This window comes from Streptomyces sp. NPDC058955, assembly GCF_042741435.1.
Lineage (GTDB): Bacteria > Actinomycetota > Actinomycetes > Streptomycetales > Streptomycetaceae > Streptomyces.
Window position 1 is genome coordinate 43,061 of the sequence record NZ_JBHYKM010000037.1, and the last position, 22,311, is coordinate 65,371.

Below are 22,311 nucleotides of genomic sequence, written 5' to 3' on the forward strand. Positions count from 1 at the left end.
ATGACGACTCGTGTATGGGATTACCTGCCGGAGTACGAGCAGGAAAAGTCGGACCTGCTGGCGGCCGTCGAGACGGTCTTCGAGTCCGGGCAGCTGATTCTCGGCAAGAGCGTGCAGGGCTTCGAGGCCGAGTACGCGGCCTATCACGGAGTGGGGCACTGCGTCGGCGTCGACAACGGCACCAACGCCGTCAAGCTCGGGCTGCAGGCACTCGGCGTCGGCCCCGGCGACGAGGTGATCACGGTGTCGAACACCGCGGCCCCGACGGTGGTCGCGATCGCCGGCACCGGGGCGACGCCGGTCTTCGTGGACGTGCGCGAGGACGACTACCTGATGGACACCGGTCAGGTCGCGGACGCGATCACGCCGCGTACGAAGGCGCTGCTGCCGGTGCACCTGTACGGGCAGTGCGTCGACATGGCTCCGCTGCGGCGGCTGGCCGACGAGCACGGTCTGGCCGTCCTGGAGGACTGCGCGCAGGCGCACGGCGCACGGCAGCACGGCAGGCCGGCCGGCACGACGGGGGACGCGGCGGCGTTCTCGTTCTATCCGACGAAGGTGCTCGGGGCCTACGGCGACGGGGGCGCGGTCATCACCGACGACGCCGGCGTCGACCGTGCTCTGCGGCAGCTGCGCTACTACGGGATGGACAAGGTCTACTACGTCGTCCGGCCCCTGGGGCACAACTCCCGCCTCGACGAGGTGCAGGCCGAGATCCTGCGCCGCAAGCTGCGCCGGCTCGACACCTACATCGCGGGCCGGCGGGAGGTGGCCCGCCGGTACGAGGAGGGCCTGGCGGACCTCACCGGCCCCGGCGGGCTGATCCTGCCGTCGGTGACGGACGGGAACGAGCACGTCTACTACGTGTACGTGGTGCGCCACCCCCGCCGCGACGAGGTCATCGAGCGGCTCAAGCGGTACGACATCGCGCTGAACATCAGCTACCCGTGGCCGGTGCACACGATGACCGGCTTCGCCGAACTCGGGTACGCCGAGGGGTCGCTGCCGGTCACCGAGCGGCTCGCGGGCGAGATCTTCTCGCTGCCCATGTACCCGTCGCTGCCCCGGGACCGCCAGGACAAGGTGATCGGCGCGCTGCGCGAGGTCCTGGCCGGGCTGTGACGTCCCGTCGCCCGTCCCGCGGTCAGGACTGCGGTCGGCCGCTCAGCAATCGGAACCGAGAAGGAGTTCGATCATGAATCGAGTAACCGACGGGCCCGCCCCGGGGGCCTGCCGGATCTGTGGCGGCGGCGTCGAGGAGTTCCTCGATCTGGGCCGGCAGCCCCTGTCCGACCGGTTCCTGGAGCCGGACGACACCGGCGAGGAGTTCTTCTACCGGCTCGCCGTCGTCCAGTGCCGCACCTGCACGATGGTGCAGCTGGCCGAGGAGGTGCCGCGGAATCTGATGTTCCACGCCGACTACCCGTACCACTCGTCGGGCTCGTCGGTCATGCGCGAGCACTTCGCCGGGGTCGCCCGGTCGTTCCTCGCCACCGAACTGACCGGGGCGGACCCCTTCATCGTGGAGATGGGCTGCAACGACGGGATCATGCTCGGGACGATCCAGGAGGCGGGTGTCCGGCACCTGGGATTCGAGCCCTCGGCGGGCGTGGCGCAGGTGGCGCGCTCGAAGGGCGTGCGGGTGCGCACCGACTTCTTCGAGGAGGCGACGGCCAGGGAGGTGCGGGCCGCCGAGGGGCCGGCGGACGTCATCTACACCGCCAACACCATGTGCCACATCCCGTATCTGGACTCGGTCCTGCGGGGCGCCGACGCGCTGCTCGCCCCGGACGGCGTGTTCGTCTTCGAGGACCCCTACCTCGGCGACATCGTCGCCAAGACCTCGTTCGACCAGATCTACGACGAGCACTTCTACCTGTTCTCGGCCGGTTCGGTGCAGGCGATGGCCGACCGGTTCGGCTTCGAGCTGGTGAACGTGGAGCGGCTGCCGGTGCACGGCGGCGAGGTCCGCTACACGCTCGCGCGCAAGGGCGTGCGCACTCCGGCGGAGGCCGTCGCGCGGCTGCTCGCCGAGGAGCGCGACCAGAAGCTCGCCGACCTCGCCACGCTGCGGGCGTTCGCGGCGAACGTGCGGAAGATCCGCGAGGATCTGGTGGCGCTGCTGGAGCGGCTGCGCGCGGAGGGGCGCCGCGTGGTCGGCTACGGCGCGACCGCGAAGAGCGCGACGGTGACGAACTTCTGCGGCATCGGCCCGGAGCTGGTGTCGTTCGTGTGCGACACGACGCCGGACAAGCAGAACCGGCTGACCCCGGGCCGGCACATCCCGGTGCGGCCCGCGGCGGCGTTCTCCGACCCGTACCCGGACTACGCGCTGCTGTTCGCCTGGAATCACGCCGAGGAAATCATGGCGAAGGAGCAGGAATTCCAGCAGGCCGGCGGCCGCTGGATCCGTTACGTCCCGCAGGTCCACGTGACGTGATCCGGCGGCGGGCCCGGTCGGCCCGGGCCTAGGGCTGCAGGCGCAGCCCTAGGCTGATTTAAGAACCGCCGTTCATGATTCTTGAAGGCGTTCTCCCGCCAGATTTCTGTGATTTCGGAAGGGAACTTCATGTACCTGGAGAATCTCCGGGAAGTCTGTCACACGACGGTGCACCGGGAGACCCGTCCCGGCGTCGGGCACCACGTCACGTTCACCGAGGAGCTGTACGACTCCGACGGCAATCTGGTGTCCACCTCGGAGGGCATGGCCGTGGTGTTCGGGAACCCGGAGGACGGCAGCCTGATGCAGCTGATGACGGCCACCGAGAAGCTCGCGGACGGCGTCATCAGCTGGACCGGGACGGTCCGTCAGGAAAATCCCGCCGACGGCGAGTTCGTCGTCAACAAGTTCCCCGTGATCGGGGTCAGCGGCCGTTACGCCGGAAAGACCGGGACGCGTACCTTCAAGTTCGTGGAACGGCCCGACGAGAACACGACGATCGCCGAGGCCACCCTTTACGTGGAGGACTGAACCGCCCCCACCGAGCGACCCACAGGCGACGACGGAACTGTCGGTCGCTCGGTTTTCCATGCCCTTTCAGAAACCCCAGGTGTGCGAGGAAGGCTGTCAGGACGCCATGACGGATCTCACTGAGTCGAAGAGCGTTCACCCGGTGTCGAACGACCCGATCGCCGTTGTCGGGTTGTCCTGTCGGCTGCCCCAGGCGGCGGATCCGGCGGCGTTCTGGCGGCTGCTCCGCGACGGCCGGTCCGCCGTCACCGAGACCCCGGCCGACCGCTGGACCGGCATGGAGCGGCCGGCCGGGCTCCGGCACGGCGGGTTCCTCGACGACGTGGCGGGGTTCGATCCGGCGTTCTTCGGCATCTCCCCGCGCGAGGCCGCCGGCATGGACCCGCAGCAGCGGCTGATGCTGGAGCTGGCCTGGGAGGCGCTGGAGGACGCGATGATCGTCCCCGCGACCCTGGCGGGCGGCCGGACCGGCGTGTTCGTCGGGGCCATCGGCGACGACTACGCGTCCCTGCTGCGCCGTCGCGGTCCTGAGGCGAGCACCCCGTACTCGCTGACCGGGACCAGCAAGGGCGTCATCGCCAACCGGATCTCCTACACGCTGGGGCTGCGCGGCCCGAGTCTCACCGTGGACACCGCGCAGTCGTCGGCGCTGGTGGCGGTGCACCTGGCCTGCGAGAGCATCGCGTCCGGCGAGTCGGTCACGGCGCTGGCCGGCGGCGTCAACCTGAACCTGGCGACCGGTGCCGCGCTGGAGACCGAGCGGTTCGGGGGGCTCTCTCCCGACGGGCGCTGCCACACCTTCGACGCCCGTGCGAACGGCTATGTCCGGGGCGAGGGCGGCGGATTCGTCGTCCTCAAGCCGCTGTCCCGCGCCCTGGCCGACGGCGACACGGTCTACTGCGTCATCCGCGGGACCGCCGTGAACAACGACGGTGCCACCGACGGCCTCACCGTGCCGAGCGCCGACGCGCAGCGGGACGTGATCCGGCTGGCGCACGAGCGCGCCGGCCTGGAGCCGGGCGACGTCCAGTACGTGGAGCTGCACGGGACCGGCACCAAGGTGGGCGATCCCGTCGAGGCCGCGTCCGTCGGGGCGGCGGTCGGCGCGGGCCGTACGGACGGGCCCGTGCACGTCGGCTCGGCCAAGACCAACGTCGGGCACCTCGAAGGGGCCGCCGGGATCGTCGGTCTCATCAAGGCCGCGCTCTGCGTGCGCCACCGCGGGATCCCGGCGAGCCTGAACTACGCGACGCCCCACCCGAGGATCGACCCCGGCGCGCTCAACATCGAGGTGCGCACGGAGTTCGGCCCCTGGCCGAAGCCGGACGCGCCGCTGGTGGCGGGCGTCAACTCGTTCGGCATGGGCGGCACGAACTGCCACGTGGTGGTCTCCGACCTCCCGGCCGCCGTCCCGGGCACGGCCCCGGCGGACCCGGCCCCGGCTGGCACGGCCGCAACGGACACGGTGCCGGACACGGATGCCGCCGCCGTGCCGGTGGTGCCCTGGGTGCTCTCCGGGGCGGACGAGGCCGCGCTCCGCGCGCAGACGACCGCCCTGCGGGCCGCCGTGGAGGAGCGCGGCGACCTCGACCCGGTCGACGTCGGCTGGTCGCTGCTCACCACCCGGTCGGCCTTCGAGCACCGCGCCGTCGTCCTGGGCGACGGCCGCGAGCGGCTGCTGCGCGGACTGGCCGCCGCGGCGGAGGGCGAGGACGCGGCCGGTCTGGTCACCGGGCGGGCCGGCGAGCGCGGCAAGACGGTGTTCGTGTTCCCCGGGCACGGCACCCAGTGGCCCGGCATGGGCCTGGACCTGCTGGAGAGTTCCGCGGTCTTCGCCCGGCACTTGGAGGCGTGTGACGAGGCCCTGCGCCCGCACACCGGCTGGTCGCTCCTCGACGTGCTGCGCGGCACGCCCGGCGCCCCCGACCTCGACCGCGTCGATGTCGTCCAGCCCGCCATCTTCGCCGTCACCGTCGCACTGGCCCGGCTGTGGCAGCACCACGGCGTCACCCCCGACGCCGTCATCGGCCACTCCCAGGGCGAGATCGCCGCCGCCCACATCGCCGGAGCGCTCTCCCTCGACGACGCCGCGAAGATCATCGCCCACCGGGGGCTCGTCGCGAGGACGATCGCCGGCACCGGCGGCATGGCCGCCGTCCCGCTGTCCCCCGAGCGGGTCGCCGACGACCTGACCGCCTATCCGGGCCTAAGCATCGCCGGGATCAACTCCCCCCAGGGCACGGTGGTTTCGGGCGATCCGGACTCCGTCCGCCGCCTCCTGGACCACTACCGGGAGCAGGACGTCAACGCCCGCCCCGTGCCGATCGGGTACGCCTCGCACTCGGCCCACATCGAGCCGCTGCGCGAAGCGTTCCTGCGGTCCCTCGCCGGCATCACCCCCGGCGTGCCGCGCATCCCCTTCCACTCCACGGCCCGCCCCGGCACCAGCCCCGCGTTCGACGCCGACTACTGGTACGACAACCTCCGCCGTCCTGTGCGGTTCCACGAGGCTCTCACCGGGCTGCTCGACACCGGGCACACGCACTTCGTCGAGACCGGTCCCCACCCGGTCCTGACCACGTCGATCCAGCACACCGTCGACGCCGCCGAGCGTGCCGCGGTCGCGGTCGGCACCCTCCGGCGGAACAAGCCGGCCTGGCCGGCGTTCGTCCACTCGGCGGGACGGCTGTACGCCCACGGCGGGGAGGTCGACTGGGCCTCGTTCTTCGCGGGCCGGCGGCCGCGCCGGGTGCCCCTGCCGACGTACCGCTTCCAGCGCCGCCGCCGCTGGCTTCCGTCCGGCGACGAACAGCCCGCGCGGCACGAGCGGCACGAGCGGCACGACACTCCCGTACCCGGGGGTCCGGCCGCCGAGCAGCCGGGGTCGGCGGCGGAGCGGCTGGCCGCGCTGCCGCGGCGGGAACTCCGGCGGACGCTGCTGGCTCTGGTGCGCAGCCGGGCCGCCGCCGTCCTCGAACACGAGGACGCCGGGGGCATCGACACGGCGCGGTCGTTCAAGCAACTCGGATTCGACTCGCTCCTCGCGGTGGAGCTGAGGAACAAGCTGGCGGCGTCCACGGGCCTCGATCTGCCGGCCTCCCTGCTGTTCGACCACCCCACACCGGCCGTCCTCGCCGAGCATCTGCTCGACCGGCTCACCGCGGCCGCCGACGCGCCACGGGACGCGGCGGCGCCGGCGGACGCCGACGGCGCGGACGATCCGATCGCCATCGTGGGCATGGCGTGCCGCTTCCCGGGGGGTGTGCGGTCCCCCGAGCAGCTGTGGCGGCTGGTGGAGACCGGGACGGACGCGATCTCGGACTTCCCCGGCAACCGGGGGTGGGATCTGGACGCCCTCTTCGACCCGGGCTCGGGGCCGTCGGGCACCTCCTCGGTGCGACGCGGTGGGTTCGTGCTGGACGCCGACATGTTCGACCCGGCGTTCTTCGGCATCAGCCCGCGCGAGGCGCTGGCGATGGACCCGCAGCAGCGGCTGCTGCTTGAGGTCTCCTGGGAGGCGCTGGAACGCGCGGGCATCGCCCCGTCGTCGCTGCGCGGCGGCCGGACGGGGGTGTTCGTCGGGGCGATGTCGCAGGAGTACGGCCCCCGCCTCACCGAGGGCGGCGACGAACTCGAAGGATTCCTGCTCACCGGTACGACGGCCAGTGTCGCCTCCGGCCGGATCGCCTACACGCTGGGGCTGCAGGGCCCGACGTTCACCGTGGACACGGCCTGCTCGTCGTCGCTGGTGGCGTTGCACCTCGCCGTCCAGGCGCTGCGTGGCGGCGAGTGCCCGCTCGCCGTGGCGGGCGGTGTGAACGTGATGGCCGCGCCCGGCATCTTCGTCGAGTTCAGCCGCCAGCAGGGCCTGTCCCCCGACGGCAGGTGCAAGGCGTTCGCCGACGCGGCGGACGGCACCGGCTGGTCGGAGGGCGCCGGCATGGTCGTGCTCGAACGGCTCTCGGACGCGCGCCGGAACGGCCACCGGGTGCTCGCCCTGATCCGGGGGTCGGCGATCAACTCCGACGGGGCCAGCAACGGTCTGACCGCGCCGAACGGGCCGTCCCAGGTGCGGGTGATCCGGCAGGCGCTGGCCGGTGGCGGTCTGGAGCCGTCCGACGTGGACGTCGTCGAGGCGCACGGCACCGGCACCCGGCTCGGCGATCCGATCGAGGCGCAGGCCCTCATCGAGGCGTACGGGCAGAACCGTGCCGAGGACGCGCCGCTGTGGCTGGGCTCGCTGAAGTCGAACATCGGCCACGCGCAGGCCGCGGCCGGGGTCGGCGGCCTGATCAAGATGGTGATGGCGCTGCGGCACCGCACGCTGCCGCGCACGCTGCACGTGGACGCGCCCACCCGGCAGGTCGACTGGTCGGCGGGTGCGGTCCGGTTGCTGACGGAGGCGCGGCCCTGGCCCGAGACCGCGGTGCGGCGGGCGGCGGTGTCGTCGTTCGGCATCAGCGGCACCAACGCGCACCTGGTGCTGGAGCAGGCCCCCGACGAGGAGGCGGTGGACGCGGGGGACGGCGAGGTGACCGTCCCGTGGCTGCTGTCGGCCCCGCACGACCAGGGGCTGCGGGAGCAGGCGGCCCGCCTGCTCCGGCTCGTCGACGGCGAGCCGGGCGTCGCTGTCGCCGACATCGGCCGCGCGCTGTCGACCACCCGCTCGGCGTTCGCCCGTCGCGCGGCCGTCACCGGCGCCGACCGGGCCGCGTTCCGTGCCGGTCTCGGCGCGCTCGCGGCCGGCGAGACCGTGCCCGGCGTCACGGTCGGCACGGCCCAGGACCGGGGGAAGATCGTGTTCGTCTTCCCCGGGCAGGGTGCGCAGTGGGCGGGCATGGCCGCCGAGTTGATGCGGACCTCGGGGGTGTTCCGGGACGAGGTGCTGGCCTGCGCGGACGCGCTGCAGCCGCACGTGGACTGGTCGGTGCGCGAGGTCCTGCTCGGGGGCCCGGGGGCTCTCGGGCTCGACCGGTCCGACGTGGTGCAGTGCACGACGTTCGCCGTGGTGGCGGGCCTGGCGGCGCTGTGGCGTTCGGTGGGGGTCGAGCCCGACGCGGTGATGGGGCACTCTCAGGGGGAGATCGCCGCCGCGTACGTGGCCGGTGCCCTCTCCCTCGACGACGCCGCTCGCGTGGTGGCGCTGCGCAGCACCGCGCTGCTGTCGCTGGCGGACACCGGCGGCATGGTCACGGTGTCCGGCTCCCGCGACACGGTGACGGAGCTGATCGGCCCGTGGGAGGGGAAGCTGTGGATCTCCGCGGTGAACGGCCCCTCCTCGACCGTGGTCGGCGGTGAGGTGGAGGCGCTGGACGAGCTGCTGGCGCGGTGCGAGGCCGACGGCCTGTGGGCCCGCCGGGTCCCCGTGGACTACGCCTCCCACTGCCCGCACATGGCGGTGCTGGAGGAGGAGCTGACGCGGAAGCTCGCGTCGATCACGCCGCGCACGCCGCGGCTGGAGTTCCGTTCCACCGTCGAGGGCGTCGGGCCTGAGCCGTTCCTCGTGGACGGGGAGTACTGGTACCGGAACCTGCGGCGTCAGGTGGCGTTCGAGCCGGCCGTCCGTGCGCTGGCGGACTCGGGGTTCGGCACGTTCATCGAGGTCAGCCCGCATCCGGTGCTGACCGGGACGATCGAGCAGACGCTGGAGGCGGCGGGCGCCGAGCACGCGGTCGTGGTCGGGTCGCTGCGGCGGGACGAGGGCGGCTGGGCCCGGTTCGCGGCCTCCCTGGGCCTCGCCCATGTCCACGGGGTCGACGTGGACTGGCACGCCGTGTTCGAGGGCCGGCCGGCCCGGCACGTGGATCTGCCCACGTACGCCTTCCAGCGGCAGCGGTACTGGATCGAGCCGAGGACCGGCGGCGCGCACGCGATGGGGCATCCCTTCCTGCGGACGGCGACGGAACTCGCCGACGGCGACGGGCACGTGTTCACCGGCAGGCTGTCCCGGTCGGCGCGTCCGTGGCTGGCCGACCACCGGGTCCGGGGGGTCGTGCTCCTGCCCGGCACCGCGTTCCTGGACGTGGTCGCGCGGGCCGGGGACGAACTGGGCTGCGGCACGGTGGACGAGCTGACGCTGGAGGCACCGCTGCCGGTGCCGGAGGACGACGACGTCGAGATCCAGGTCGTCGTGGGCGCCGCCGACGCGTCGGGGCGCAGGCAGGCCAGGCTGTTCTCCCGGGTCGGCGACGGCGGTTGGACGCGCCACGCCACCGGCTTCGTGTCGGCCGGGGCGCCGGGCGGCGAGGCCGCGTTCGCGTCCGGGGCGTGGCCGCCGCCCGGCGCGTCGGAGCTCGATGTGGCCGACCTGTACGACGGGCTCCGGGAGCACGGTTACGAGTACGGGCCGGCGTTCCGGAACGTCCAGGCGGCCTGGCGGCTCGGCGACGCCCTGTTCGCCGAGGTCGCGCTTCCGGCGGAGCTGCGGGCCGAGACGGGCCGCGGTGCGGTGCACCCGGCGCTGCTCGACGCCGCGCTGCATCCGCTGGCGGCGATCGGGCTGCTCCGCGAGGACGAGGGCGGGATGCTGCTGCCGTTCTCCTGGACCGGCTACGCGGCGGCGACCGGTTCCTCCGCGGGGAAGGGCGCCGAGACGGTGCGGGTGCGTCTGACCACGGCCGGGAGCGACACCGTCGAGGTCGTCGTCACCGACGACGCGGACTCCTCGGTCGTGGCGTCGGGTGTCCTCGCGCTGCGGGCGACGGCCGTCGACCGGCTGGGCGCGGTCCGTGGCGTCCGCGACCTGTACGGCCTGGCGTGGGAGCCGCTGCCGCCGGCGGTGCCGGAGGACGTCCGCTGGGCCGTGCTCGGCGACGCGGCCCCCGCCGGCGGTCCGACCGCCGACACGTACCCGGAGCTCGCCGCGCTGCGGGAGGCGGTCGCGAACGGTGCTCCCGTACCCGAGTTCGTCCTCGCGCGTCCGGGCGACGGTCCGGACGGCGTCACCCCTGACGTGGCGGCGCACGCGGCCGCCGGGCGGGCGCTCGCCCTGGTCCAGGAGTGGCTCGGCCTCGCCGAGGAGCGCCTGGACGCGGCGCGCCTGGTCGTGGTCACACGGGGTGCGGTGGCGGTCGATCCCGCCCGTGACGTGCCCTCCCCCGAGGCCGCGACGGTGTGGGGGCTGGTGCGGACGGCGCAGACCGAGCACCCCGGACGGTTCGTCCTGCTCGACCTGGACGACGCCGACGCCTCCGCGCGGGCGGTCGCGGCGATCGCCCCGAGCGGCGAGCCCCAGCTGGCCGTACGCGCCGGGGAGGCGTTCGTGCCCCGGCTGGCTCCGGTGTCCCGGACGGAGCCCGGAGCGGAGGCCCCGGCGCTCGACGGCACCGTGCTGGTCACCGGCGGCACCGGTCGCCTCGGCGGTCTGGTCGCCCGGCATCTGGTGACCGCGCACGGGGCGCGGCGGCTGCTGCTGGTCAGCCGGCGCGGCGAGGCCGCCGACGGGGCCGCCGAACTCGCGGCCGGTCTGCGGGCGCTGGGCGCGGAGGTCGCGTTCGCCGCCGCCGACGCGGCCGACCGGGCGGCGCTGGCCGAGGTGATCGCCGCCGTACCGGACGACCGTCCGCTGCGTGCCGTCGTGCATCTGGCGGGTGTCCTCGACGACGGGACGGTCAGCGCGCTCACGCCGGAGCGGGTCGGCGCGGTGCTGCGCCCGAAGGCGGACGCGGCCTGGAACCTGCACGACCTCACCCGGGACCTGCCGCTCACCGCGTTCGTCCTGTTCTCGTCCGCGATCGCCACGGTCGGCGGGCCGGGGCAGGCCAACTACGCGGCGGCCAACGCGTTCCTGGACGCCCTGGCCGAGCAGCGGCGTGCGGCGGGGCTCCCCGCGGTCTCGCTCGCCTGGGGCCTGTGGGCCGAGGCGAGCGGCATGACGGGGCACCTCACGGAGTCCGACCGGGCGCGGCTGCGGCGCGGCGGCATCGCCGCGATGGACACCGACGAGGCCCTCGCGCTGTTCGACGTCGCGCTGGCCGCCGGCCGGCCGACCGTGATGCCCGCCAGGCTCGACCTGGCCGCGCTGCGGGCGGAGAACGACGAGGCCCCCGCCGTGTTCCGGCGGCTGCTGCCCCCTACGGGCGGGACCGGCACGCGGACCGCGGTCAGGGGCGCCGCCGCGCTGACCAGGCGGCTGGCCGGGCTGTCCCCGGCCGAGCGGGACGCGGCGCTGCTGGAACTCGTCCGTGCCGAGGTGGCCGGTGTGCTCGGCCTCGGCGATCCCGGCCTGCTCGCACCGGACCGGGCGCTGCGGGAGCAGGGGCTGGACTCGCTCACCACGGTCGAGCTGCGCAACAGGATCGGCGCGGCGACCGGACTCCGGCTGCCGACCACGGTCGTGTTCGAGCATCCGACGGCGGCCGCGCTGGCCGGGTTCCTCGGCGAGCGGATCACCGGCACGGGTGGCACGGAGCGGGTGGCCCCGGTCCGGGTGCGGGACGCCGACCCGGTGGTGATCGTGGGCATGGCCTGCCGCTACCCCGGCGGCGTCCGCACCCCCGAAGACCTCTGGCGACTCGTCGCCGACGGCACCGACGCCATCGGCGACTTCCCCACCGACCGCGGCTGGAACCTCGACACCCTCCACCACCCCGACCCCGACCACCCCGGCACCACCTACACCCGCCACGGCGGCTTCCTCCACGACGCAGCCGACTTCGACCCCGAATTCTTCGGCATCAGCCCCCGCGAAGCCCTCGCCACCGACCCCCAACAACGCCTCCTCCTCGAAACCGCCTGGGAAACCCTCGAAAACGCCGGCATCAACCCCCACACCCTCCGCGGCACCCGCACCGGCGTCTTCACCGGCGTCATGTACGACGACTACGGCAACCGCCTCATGCAAGCCAGCCCCGACGGCTTCGAGGGGTTCCTGCTCGCCGGAACCCAGACGAGCGTGGCGTCCGGACGGGTGTCGTACGTGCTCGACCTGGCCGGCCCCGCCCTGACCGTGGACACGGCGTGTTCGTCGTCTCTGGTGGCGCTGCACCTGGCCGTCCAGGCCCTGCGGAGCGGCGAGTGCGACCTCGCCCTGGCGGGCGGTGTGACCGTGATGGCCACTCCGGCGGCGTTCATCGAGTTCAGCCGGCAGCGCGGGCTCGCGCCCGACGGACGCTCCAAGTCCTTCTCCGCCGGCGCCGACGGAGCCGCCTGGAGCGAAGGCGTCGGCCTGCTGCTGGTGGAGCGGCTGTCCGACGCGCGGCGCAACGGCCATCAGGTGCTGGCCGTGGTGCGCGGCTCGGCGGTCAACCAGGACGGGGCCTCCAACGGGCTCACCGCGCCGAGCGCCCCGGCGCAGCGCCGCGTCATCCGCGAGGCGCTGGCCGGCGCGGGCCTCACGACGTCCGACGTGGACGCCGTCGAGGCGCACGGCACCGGCACGACCCTGGGCGACCCCATCGAGGCCGAGGCGATCCTCGCCACCTACGGACAGAACCGGCGGACACCGCTGTGGCTCGGCTCGGTCAAGTCCAACATCGGGCACGCCCAGGCCGCCGCGGGCGTCGCCGGCATCATCAAGATGGTCGAGGCCATGCGGCACGGGGTACTGCCGAAGACCCTCCACGTCGACGAGCCGACCCCGCACGTGGACTGGGACAGCGGAAACGTCCGGCTCCTCACCGAGAGCCGCGACTGGCCGGAGCTGGACCGCCCCCGCCGCGCCGGCGTCTCCTCGTTCGGCATCAGCGGCACCAACGCCCACGTCATCATCGAGCAGGCGCCCGACGCCGAACCGGTCGTCGAGGAGCAGCACGGCGGGCCTGTCGGCTGGCTGTTGTCCGCCAAGACCGCGTCCGCGCTGCGCGACCAGGCCGAGCGGCTGCTCCACCGCGTCGAGGCCGACCCGGAGGTGGACCCGGCGGCCGTCGCCCGCACCCTGGCGACACGTGCCGTCTTCTCCCACCGGGCGGGCATCGTCGGCACCGGAGTGGACGAGCTGCGCTCCGGGCTGGCCGCGCTGCGGGACGGCGTCCCGGCCGCGAACCTGGCGCAGGGCAGCGAGATCGCCGGAAAGACCGTCTTCGCCTTCCCCGGGCACGGCGCGCAGTGGCAGGGGATGGGCCTGGAGCTGATGGAGACCTCGCCGGTCTTCGCCGACCACCTCCGCGCCTGCGACGAGGCCCTGCGGCCGCACACCGGCTGGTCGTTGCTGTCGGTGCTGCGCGGTGAGCCGGACGCGCCCGAGCCGGACCGCGTCGACGTGGTCCAGCCCGCGCTGTTCGCGCTGACGGTCGCGCTGGCGCGGGTGTGGCAGGCGCACGGCGTCCAGCCGGACGCGGTCGTCGGCCACTCCCAGGGCGAGATCGCCGCCGCGCACATCGCGGGCGCGCTGACGCTGGAGGACGCGGCGAAGGTCATCGCGCTGCGCGGCCAGGTCGCCGCCACCATCGCGGGCCGGGGAGGCATGGCGGCCGTCCCGCTGCCCGTCGAGCGGGTCACCGCCGACCTGGCGTCCTACGGCGGCGCGCTGTCGGTCGCGGGCGTCAACTCGCCGCACTCCACCGTCGTGTCCGGCGACCTCGACGCCGTCGGCCGGCTGATCGCGGCGTACCAGGGCCAGGGGGTGGACGCCAGGGCCGTGCCGATCGGCTACGCCTCGCACTCGGCCCACATCGAACCGCTGCGCGACCGCATGCTCGAAGCGCTCGCCGGCATCGAGCCCCGAGAGCCGGTCGTCCCGGTCTACACGACGGCGCGCGAGACCGGCGACGGCGTCCGGTTCGACGCCGCGTACTGGTACGACAACCTGCGGAACCCGGTGCGGTTCCAGCGTGCGGTCACCCGACTGCTGGAGAGCGGGCACACCCGGTTCGTCGAGGCCAGTCCGCACCCGGTGCTCACCGCCTCGATCGAGCACACCGCCGAGGAGTCCGGCACACCGGCGGTGGCGGTCGGCACGCTGCGCCGTCGACGGGGCGACCAGAGCCAGCTGCTCACCTCGCTGGCCCGCGCCCACGCCCACGGCATCGACGTGGACTGGACGACCGTGCTCACCGAGGACCGGGCGGCCGGGCGGCTGGTCCCGCTGCCGACGTATCCGTTCCGGCACCGGCGCTACTGGCTGCACCCTGCCGCGGGTCCGGACCGGTCCGGGACGGCGACCGGGCACTCGCTGGTCGGCGCCGTGACCGAACTGCCCGACGACAGGGGCCACATCCTCACCGGCTCGGTCTCCACCACCACGCACCCGTGGCTGGCGGATCACGGCGTCCTCGGGACGACGCTGCTGCCGGGCGCCGCCTTCCTCGACCTGGCCCTCCGCGCGGCCGTCGAGGTCGGCGGGGACCGGGTCGACGGGCTCGTCCTGGAGAACCCCTTGGTCCTCCGGGACGACGTGCCCGTGCAGCTCCACGTCAGCGTGTCCCCGGCCGGGGACGGCGAACGGCGCGACGTCGTGATCCACTCGCGCCCCGCGGGCCGGTCCGAGCAGCCGTGGACCCGGCACGCGGCGGGCACGATCGCCGAGTCCGGGAGTGAGTCCGCCAGGTCTGCCGGGTCTGCCGGGTCCGCCAGGTCTGCCGGGTCTGCCGGGTCCGCTGCCGGGGGCTGGGACGGCGGGGCGGCGGCCTGGCCGCCGTCCGGGGCGACACCCGTCGATCTGAGCGACGCCTACGGCCGGCTGGCCGCCGACGGTTACGAGTACGGGCCGGTCTTCCAGGGGCTGCGGGCCGCGTGGCGGGTCGGCGACGAGGTGTTCGCCGAGATCGCCCTGCCGCAGGACGAGACCGCCGCGTTCGAGCGCTTCTGTGTGCATCCGGCACTGCTGGACGCCGCGCTGCACACCATCGTGCTCGGGCTGCTCGGCGAACGCGACGGGACGTGGCTGCCGTTCTCGTTCGGCGGGGTGTCGCTGCACGCGACGGGTGCGGGCGGCCTGCGGGTGCGGCTGCGTCCGGTCGGAGCGGACGAGCTCGCGCTGGACATCGCCGACGCCTCCGGCATGCCCGTCGCCACGGTCGAGTCGGTGGCACTGCGGCCGGTCGACCCGGAGCGGCTGCGGGGCGACGCCCAGGGGGCCGGGCCGCTGTTCGAGCTGAACTGGGCGGCCCGCGACCTGCCTGCGGCGGAGTCGCCGCCGGCCGCCGAGGTCGTCTTCGCCGAGTGCTCCGCGCCCGACGACAGCACGGGTGCCGAGGCGGTGCACGCCGTCGCCGAGCGGGCGCTGGCCCTGACGCGCCAGTGGCTCGCCGAAACCGAGGACCGAACGGCCGCGTCCCGCCTGGTCGTCGTGACCCGGGGCGCCGTCGTCACCGGACCGGACGACCGGCTCACGGACCCGGCCGGGGCCGCCGCGTGGGGTCTCGTCCGCTCGGCGCAGCTGGAACACCCGGGCCGCTTCGTCCTGCTGGACGTCGACGGCGACGACACCTCCGTCGAGGCGATGGGCGCGGCGGCGGCGAGCGGCGAGCCGCAGCTCGCCCTCCGCAACGGCCGATGCCGTGTGCCGCGGCTGGCCAGGGCAACGGCGGCCGTCGCAGCCGAGCCGGCTTCGGCAGCCGTCGGAGGCGTACAAGCTCCGGCAGCCGTCGGGGACCTGGAGTCCTCGGCTGCATCCGGCGGGGGCCCGTTCGCCCCGGACGGCAGTGTCCTCATCACCGGAGGCACCGGTACGGTCGGCGCGCGCGTCGCCCGTCACGTCGTGGCCCGGCACGGAGCGCGCCACGTGGTGCTGCTCGGCCGCCGGGGTCCGCAGGCGCCCGGGGCCGAGGAACTGCGGGCCGAGTTGACCGCGTTGGGCGCGGAGGTCGTCATCGCCGCCTGTGACGTCGCCGACCGCGACGACCTCGCCCGCGTCCTGGCCGCCCTGCCGGCGGACCGTCCGCTCTCGGCGGTCGTGCACGCCGCCGGTGTCCTGGACGACACGATGTTGACCGGTCTGACTCCGGACCGGCTGCACACGGTGCTGCGGCCCAAGGTGGACGCGGCCTGGCATCTGCACGACCTCACCCGCGACCTGCCGTTGTCGGCGTTCGTCGTCTTCTCCTCCGCCGTCGGCACGCTCGGGGCGGCGGGCCAGGCGAACTACGCGGCGGCCAACGCCGCTCTCGACGCGCTCGCGCACCATCGCCGGTCCCTGGGCCTGCCGGGCAGCTCGCTCGCCTGGGGGCTCTGGGCCGACGACAGCTCCATGACCGGCTCCCTCACCGAAGCGCAGCGCGAGCGTCTGCACCGCCAGGGGCTGCGGCCCATGACCGCCGAGCACGCCCTGGCCCTGTTCGACGCGGCGCTCGCCACCGGGACGCCGCACGTCGTCACCGCCGACCTGGACCAGCGCGCCCTCCAGAACCGCGCCGCCGAAGGGGATCTGCCCGAGGTGCTGAGCGGCCTGGTCCGCCCGCGCCCCCGGCGCGCGGACGCGGGCGGCGCGGGCGGCGCGGCGGGCGGAGGCAGCGGCGATCTGGCGGGACGGCTGGCCGGCCTGTCCGGCGCCGAGCAGAACGCGGTGCTCACCAGCCTCGTCCAGGGTCATGTCACCGCCGTGCTCGGCCGGTTCACCGCCCCGGAGGCCGTCGAGGACCAGAACTTCAAGGACATGGGCTTCGACTCGCTCACCGCCGTCGAGCTGCGCAACCGGCTGAACTCCGCGACCGGACTGCGCCTCCCGGCGACGCTGGTGTTCGACCACCCCACCATCGAGGCACTGGTGCGGTACCTCAAGGAGCAACTGGGCGCCGGCGAACCGTCGTCCTCGCCCGCCGCCGCGATTCCCGTCCCGGCGGCGGCCTCCGAGTCGATCGCGATCGTGGGGATGGCGTGCCGCTATCCCGGCGGCGCGGTCTCGCCGGACGCGCTGTGGCGGCTGGTGGCCGACGGCACGGACGCCATCGGGGAGTTCCCCGTCGACCGGGGCTGGGACCTGGACGCCCTGTACGACCCGGACCCCGACCACACCGGCACCAGCTACACCCGCTCCGGCGGCTTCCTGTACGACGCCGGGAACTTCGACGCCGAGTTCTTCGGGATCAGCCCGCGCGAGGCCCTGGCCACCGACCCGCAGCAGCGGCTGCTCCTGGAGACCGGCTGGACGGCCATGGAGAGCGCGGGCATCGACCCCAAGTCGCTGCACGGCAGCCGCACCGGCGTCTTCACCGGCGTCATGTACGACGACTACGCCTCCCGCCTCATGCACCTGGCGCCCGAAGGGTACGAGGGCCAGCTGAGCACCGGCAGCGCGGGAAGCGTCGCGTCGGGCCGCGTGTCCTACACCTTCGGGCTTGAGGGCCCGGCCATCTCGGTGGACACGGCGTGCTCGTCGTCGCTGGTCGCCCTGCACCTGGCGATCCAGGCCCTGCGCAACGGCGAGTGCGACCTCGCCCTGGCGGGCGGCGTCACCGTGATGGCCACCCCGGGCTCCTTCGTGGAGTTCAGCCGCCAGCGCGGGCTGGCCCCGGACGGCCGCTGCAAGCCGTTCGCCGGCGCGGCCGACGGGACCGCCTGGGGTGAGGGCGTGGGGCTGCTGCTCGTGGAGCGGCTGTCGGACGCCCGCCGCAACGGCCACCAGGTCCTCGCCGTCGTACGCGGCTCCGCCGTCAACCAGGACGGCGCGTCCAACGGGCTGTCGGCTCCGAACGGCCCGGCTCAGCAACGGGTGATCCGACAGGCACTGACGAGCGCCGGCCTGTCACCGGCCGACATCGACGTGGTCGAGGCACATGGCACCGGCACGACCCTGGGCGACCCGATCGAGGCGCAGGCCCTGATCGCCACGTACGGCCAGGACCGCTCCGACGACCAGCCGCTGTGGCTGGGCTCGGTGAAGTCCAACATCGGGCACACCCAGGCAGCCGCGGGCGTCGCCGGGATCATCAAGATGGTCCAGGCGATACGCCACGGGGTCCTGCCGAAGACCCTGCACGTCGACGAGCCGACTCCGCACGTGGACTGGGAGGGTGGGAATGTCCAGCTCCTGACCGAGAACCACGACTGGCCGGAGCTGGACCGCCCCCGCCGCGCGGCTGTCTCCTCGTTCGGCATCAGCGGCACCAACGCGCACGTCATCATCGAGCAGGCACCCGACGACATCGAGACGGCGCCTCAGGAGCAGCACAACGGCCCTGTCAGCTGGCTGCTCTCGGCCAAGTCCGAGACCGCCTTGCGCGACCAGGCGCGGCGCCTGCTCGACCATGTCGACTCCCACCCCGGCCTCGCCCCTGCGGCCGTCGCCCGCGCCCTGGCCGACCGGACGTCCTTCGCTCACCGTGCCGGCATCACCGCCACCACAGTGGACGAGCTCCGCTCCGGACTGGCCGCGCTGAGGGACGGCACACCGGCGGTGAACCTGGCGCAAGGCACCGAGCTCTCCGGGAAGACCGTGTTCGTGTTCCCCGGCCAGGGCTCCCAATGGACCGGCATGGGCCTCGAACTCATGGACACCTCCCCCGTCTTCGCCGAACACTTGCGGGCCTGCGACGAAGCACTGCGCCCCCACACCGGCTGGTCGTTGCTGGATGTCCTGCGCGGTGAGGCGGACGCGCCGGACCTCGACCGGGTCGATGTCGTCCAGCCGGCTCTGTTCGCGATCATGATCTCCCTCGCACGGCTGTGGCAGCACCACGGCGTCACCCCGGACGCCGTCATCGGCCACTCCCAGGGCGAGATCGCCGCCGCCCACATCGCCGGAGCACTCTCGCTCGACGACGCGGCGAAGATCGTGGCCCTGCGCAGCAAGGCCATCCGCGACATCAGCGGCACCGGAACCATGGCCGCCATCCCCCTGCCCGCCCACGACATCGACACCGCCGGCTCCGGCCAGGTATCCATCGCGGCGATCAACTCACCCAACTCCACGATCGTCTCCGGCGACACCGACACCCTCACCCGGCTTGTCGCCGACTACCAGAAGCGGGGAATCGACGCCAAGACCATCCCGGTCGACTACGCCTCCCACTCCCACCACGTCGAACACCTCCGCCAGCACCTGATCAGCGCACTCGACGACATTGCTCCCCGCACACCGACCATCGCCTTCCACTCCACCACTCACCCCGGCACCAACCCCCTTCTTGATGCCGCCTACTGGTACGACAACCTCCGCAACACCGTCCAACTCCACCCCACCGTCACCGCTCTTCTCGACACCGGACACACCCACTTCATCGAAGTCAGCCCCCACCCCGTCCTCACCACACCCCTGACCCAGACCATCGAAACGGCGAACACCCAGGCCACCACCACCGGCACCCTCCGCCGCAACCACGGCGGCGCAACTCAGTTCCTCACCGCCCTCACCACCGCACACACCCACGGCACCCCCCTCAACCCCGCCACCCTCCACCACCCCGGACCCCACACCCCCCTCCCCACCTACCCCTTCCAACACCAGCACTACTGGCTCAACCCCACCACCCCCGCCCCCACCGGCCACCATCACACCGGCCACCCGCTGGTCACCTCCGCCATCGAACTCCCGGGGAGTCAGGGCCTGGTGCTCACCGGGCGGGTGTCGACGTCCACGCATCCCTGGCTCGCCGATCACGCGGTCTTCGGGACGGTTCTGCTTCCCGGCGCCGCGCTGGTCGACATCGCGCTGCACGCGGGAGCGCGGGTCGGCTGTGCTCGGCTCGACGACCTGACTCTGGACAGTCCGCTGGTGCTGTCGGCGCAGGGCGGCGCGGAGTTGCGGGTGCAGGTCGACGCGCCCGACGAGGAGGGGCGGCGTGCGTTCACCGTCCACTTCCTGCCCGGCGGGGAGCAGGACGCCGAGTGGATCCGCGCGGCGGCCGGTCTGCTCATGCCGGCGACTTCGCTGGCATCCGCCTCCTCGTCGTCGGCCGAGGACGCCTGGCCGCCGCCCGCCGCCCAGCCGGTTCCGGTGGACGGGCTGTACGAGCGGCTCGCGGAGAGCGGCTACGACTACGGGCCCCTGTTCCAGGGGCTGCGGGCCGCCTGGCGCGACGGCGATGTCCTCCACGCCGAGGTCCGGCTGCCCGAGGACGCGGAGGCCGGCGGGTTCGCTCTTCATCCCGCGCTGCTCGACGCGGCCCTGCACGTGCGGCTCGCCGCCGGTTCGGACGCGCCCGACGACGGCCTTCAGCTGCCGTTCTCGTGGTCCGGGGTCACGGTGCACGGCACGGGTGCGCGCACCATGCGCGTCCGGATGTCCCTGGTGGACGGCTCGACGATCGGCCTGGTCGGTGTGGACGCGGAGAACCGCCCGGTCGTCACGGTCGAGGCCCTGGCCACGCGGCCGGTCGATCCGGCCCGTCTGACGGCCGGTCGTGAACGGTTGCTGGCCCTCCGCTGGACCGGTCTGCCTCCCGTCGAGACCGACCGGGCTCCCGTCACCACGGCCCTGCTCGGCGAGGACCTGTTCGCGACGGGGCTGGCCCCGGCCTACGGTGATCTCGCCGAACTGGCGCGGGCCTCGTCCGTGCCGGACGCCGTGGTGGCCTGCTTCGCGGCGGAGGAGGGCGCCGATCCCGTCGCGGAGATCCACCGGTTGACCGGGCGCGCGCTGGAGCTCGTACAGCGCTGGCTGGCCGAGGAGGCAACGGCCGACTCGCGTCTGGTGGTCGTCACCCGTGGTGCCGTGGCCGCCGCACCGCACGACGTGGTCACCGATCTGCCCGCTGCGGCCGTACGGGGTCTGATCCGGTCCGCGCAGTCCGAACACCCTGACCGGTTCGCGCTGCTCGACCTCGACGCGACCGACACCTCCGTACGTACCGACGCGGGGGACGCGGCCGCCGCCCGCGCGATCGAGGTGGCCGTGGCCGCGCTCGTCGGCGGCGACGAACCCCAGATCGCGGTCCGCGGCGGTGCGCCGCTGGCCGCCCGGCTCGAACGGACGGCGGCGGCGTCGGACGGCGGGCGCCGGCTCGACCCGGACGGCACCGTCCTGATCACGGGCGGCACCGGTACGCTCGCCGCGCACACGGCCCGGCACCTGGTCACCCGGCACGGCGTCCGGCATCTGCTCCTGCTCAGCCGTCGTGGGCTCCGGGCGCCCCGTGCCGAGGAGTTGCGCGCGGAGCTGTCCGCGCTGGGCGCCCGGGTCACCATCGCCGCCTGCGACACGGGCGACCGGGACGCGCTGGGCTCCGTACTGGCCGGCGTCCCGGCCGAGCACCCGCTCACGGCCGTCGTCCACGCCGCCGGTGTGCTGCGGGACGCGACCGTCGCCAACCTCACGGCGGACCAGCTGGGTGACGTACTGCGTCCGAAGGTGGACGCGGCCGCGCATCTGCACGAGCTGACCGCGGACGCCGACCTGGCCGCGTTCGTCCTGTTCTCCTCCGCGGCCGGAACGCTCGGCAGTCCGGGGCAGGCGAACTACGCCGCCGCCAACGCCTGGCTCGACGCGCTGGCCCACCACCGCCGCGCCCAGGGGCGTCCCGCGGTCAGTCTCGCCTGGGGACTGTGGACCGACGCCAGCGAGATGACCGGGGCGCTCGGCTCGGCCGACGTCGGCCGGCTGGACCGGACCGGGCTCGCCCCGGTGTCGGTGGCGGAGGGCCTGGCGCTGTTCGATGCCGCGCTCGGCACGGAGGGGGAGCCCCATCTGGTGCCGGCACCGCTGGACCGGGCGGCGCTGCGCCGTCAGGTCGCGGACGGCGGGGTGCCGGCGCTCTTCCGCGACCTGGCGCCCCGTCCGGCCCGGCGGGCCGCCGACGACGGCCGGGGCGACTGGGCCCGGCGGTTCGCCGGGGCGGGCGACGAGGAACGGGACGCACTGCTGCTCGACCTGGTGCGGACGCACATCGCGACCGCCCTCGGGCACGCGACGGGCGAGCGGATCGATCCGCACCGCGCGCTCAAGGAGCTCGGGTTCGACTCGCTGATCGCCGTGGACTTCCGCAACCGGCTGGGGGCGGCGACGGGGCTGCGGCTGCCCGCGACGCTGGCGTTCAACCACCCGAGCGCGGCCGCCGTCGCCGCCTATCTCAAGGAGCGGCTCGGTGCACAGGACGGCTCTCCCGACGGGAGCGCCATCCTCGCCGAGCTGGACCGGATCGAGAGCGCGCTGCGCACGGCGTCGGAGAGTTCCCGGCAGATCTTCACCGAACGGCTCCGGGAACTGCTCGACCAGCACTCCCCGCACTCCGCGGTCGACACCGCGTCGGACGAGCGGGCCAAGGACCTCGCGTCAGCCACCGATGACGAGATGTTCCACCTGATCGACAACGAACTCGGCATCGCCTGAGGCTGAGGTAGAGAGGTTTCGACTCGATGAACGTGGAAGACAAGCTTCGGTCCTATCTCAAGCGCGTGACGGCCGACCTGCAGCAGGCACGCGAGCGGCTGCGGGAGCTGGAGTCCCGGGACGCCGATCCGGTGGTGATCGTGGGCAAGGCCTGCCGCGACCCCCGCGGCGGACACACCCCCGAATAACACTGGCGCCG

General features: G+C 73.9%; 5 protein-coding genes. All 5 read left to right on the forward strand.

Going from position 1 to position 22,311, the window contains the following annotated elements; all coding sequences use genetic code 11:
* The 5 genes from ACFW1I_RS17000 (at position 1) to ACFW1I_RS17020 (ending at position 22,300) form a co-directional block, all read left to right on the forward strand.
* On the forward strand, positions 1-1,122 hold the full coding sequence (locus ACFW1I_RS17000; RefSeq protein WP_384670426.1) for a DegT/DnrJ/EryC1/StrS family aminotransferase: 1,122 nt from the start codon (positions 1-3) through the stop codon (positions 1,120-1,122).
* Between the two features lie 73 nt (positions 1,123-1,195).
* A complete protein-coding gene (locus ACFW1I_RS17005) occupies positions 1,196-2,440 on the forward strand; it encodes a methyltransferase domain-containing protein (protein WP_384670428.1) in 1,245 nt (414 codons plus the stop codon).
* 129 nt (positions 2,441-2,569) lie between these two features.
* On the forward strand, positions 2,570-2,971 hold the full coding sequence (locus ACFW1I_RS17010; protein WP_384670429.1) for a hypothetical protein: 402 nt from the start codon (positions 2,570-2,572) through the stop codon (positions 2,969-2,971).
* Positions 2,972-3,077: 106 nt separating this feature from the next.
* Positions 3,078-22,112, forward strand: coding sequence for an SDR family NAD(P)-dependent oxidoreductase (locus ACFW1I_RS17015; RefSeq protein WP_384670431.1), 19,035 nt, complete (start codon positions 3,078-3,080; stop codon positions 22,110-22,112).
* 26 nt (positions 22,113-22,138) lie between these two features.
* A complete protein-coding gene (locus ACFW1I_RS17020) occupies positions 22,139-22,300 on the forward strand; it encodes a polyketide synthase docking domain-containing protein (protein WP_384670433.1) in 162 nt (53 codons plus the stop codon).
* The last annotated feature ends 11 nt before the right edge of the window (positions 22,301-22,311 follow it).

What these genes read in the sequence shown, in the direction of transcription:
- ACFW1I_RS17005 (WP_384670428.1), top strand. Translation starts at nt 1,196, where the DNA reads ATGAATCGAGTAACCGACGGGCCCGCCCCGGGGGCCTGCCGGATCTGT.
- ACFW1I_RS17010 (WP_384670429.1), top strand. Translation starts at nt 2,570, where the DNA reads ATGTACCTGGAGAATCTCCGGGAAGTCTGTCACACGACGGTGCACCGG.
- ACFW1I_RS17020 (WP_384670433.1), top strand. Translation starts at nt 22,139, where the DNA reads ATGAACGTGGAAGACAAGCTTCGGTCCTATCTCAAGCGCGTGACGGCC.
- ACFW1I_RS17000 (WP_384670426.1), top strand. Translation starts at nt 1, where the DNA reads ATGACGACTCGTGTATGGGATTACCTGCCGGAGTACGAGCAGGAAAAG.
- ACFW1I_RS17015 (WP_384670431.1), top strand. Translation starts at nt 3,078, where the DNA reads ATGACGGATCTCACTGAGTCGAAGAGCGTTCACCCGGTGTCGAACGAC.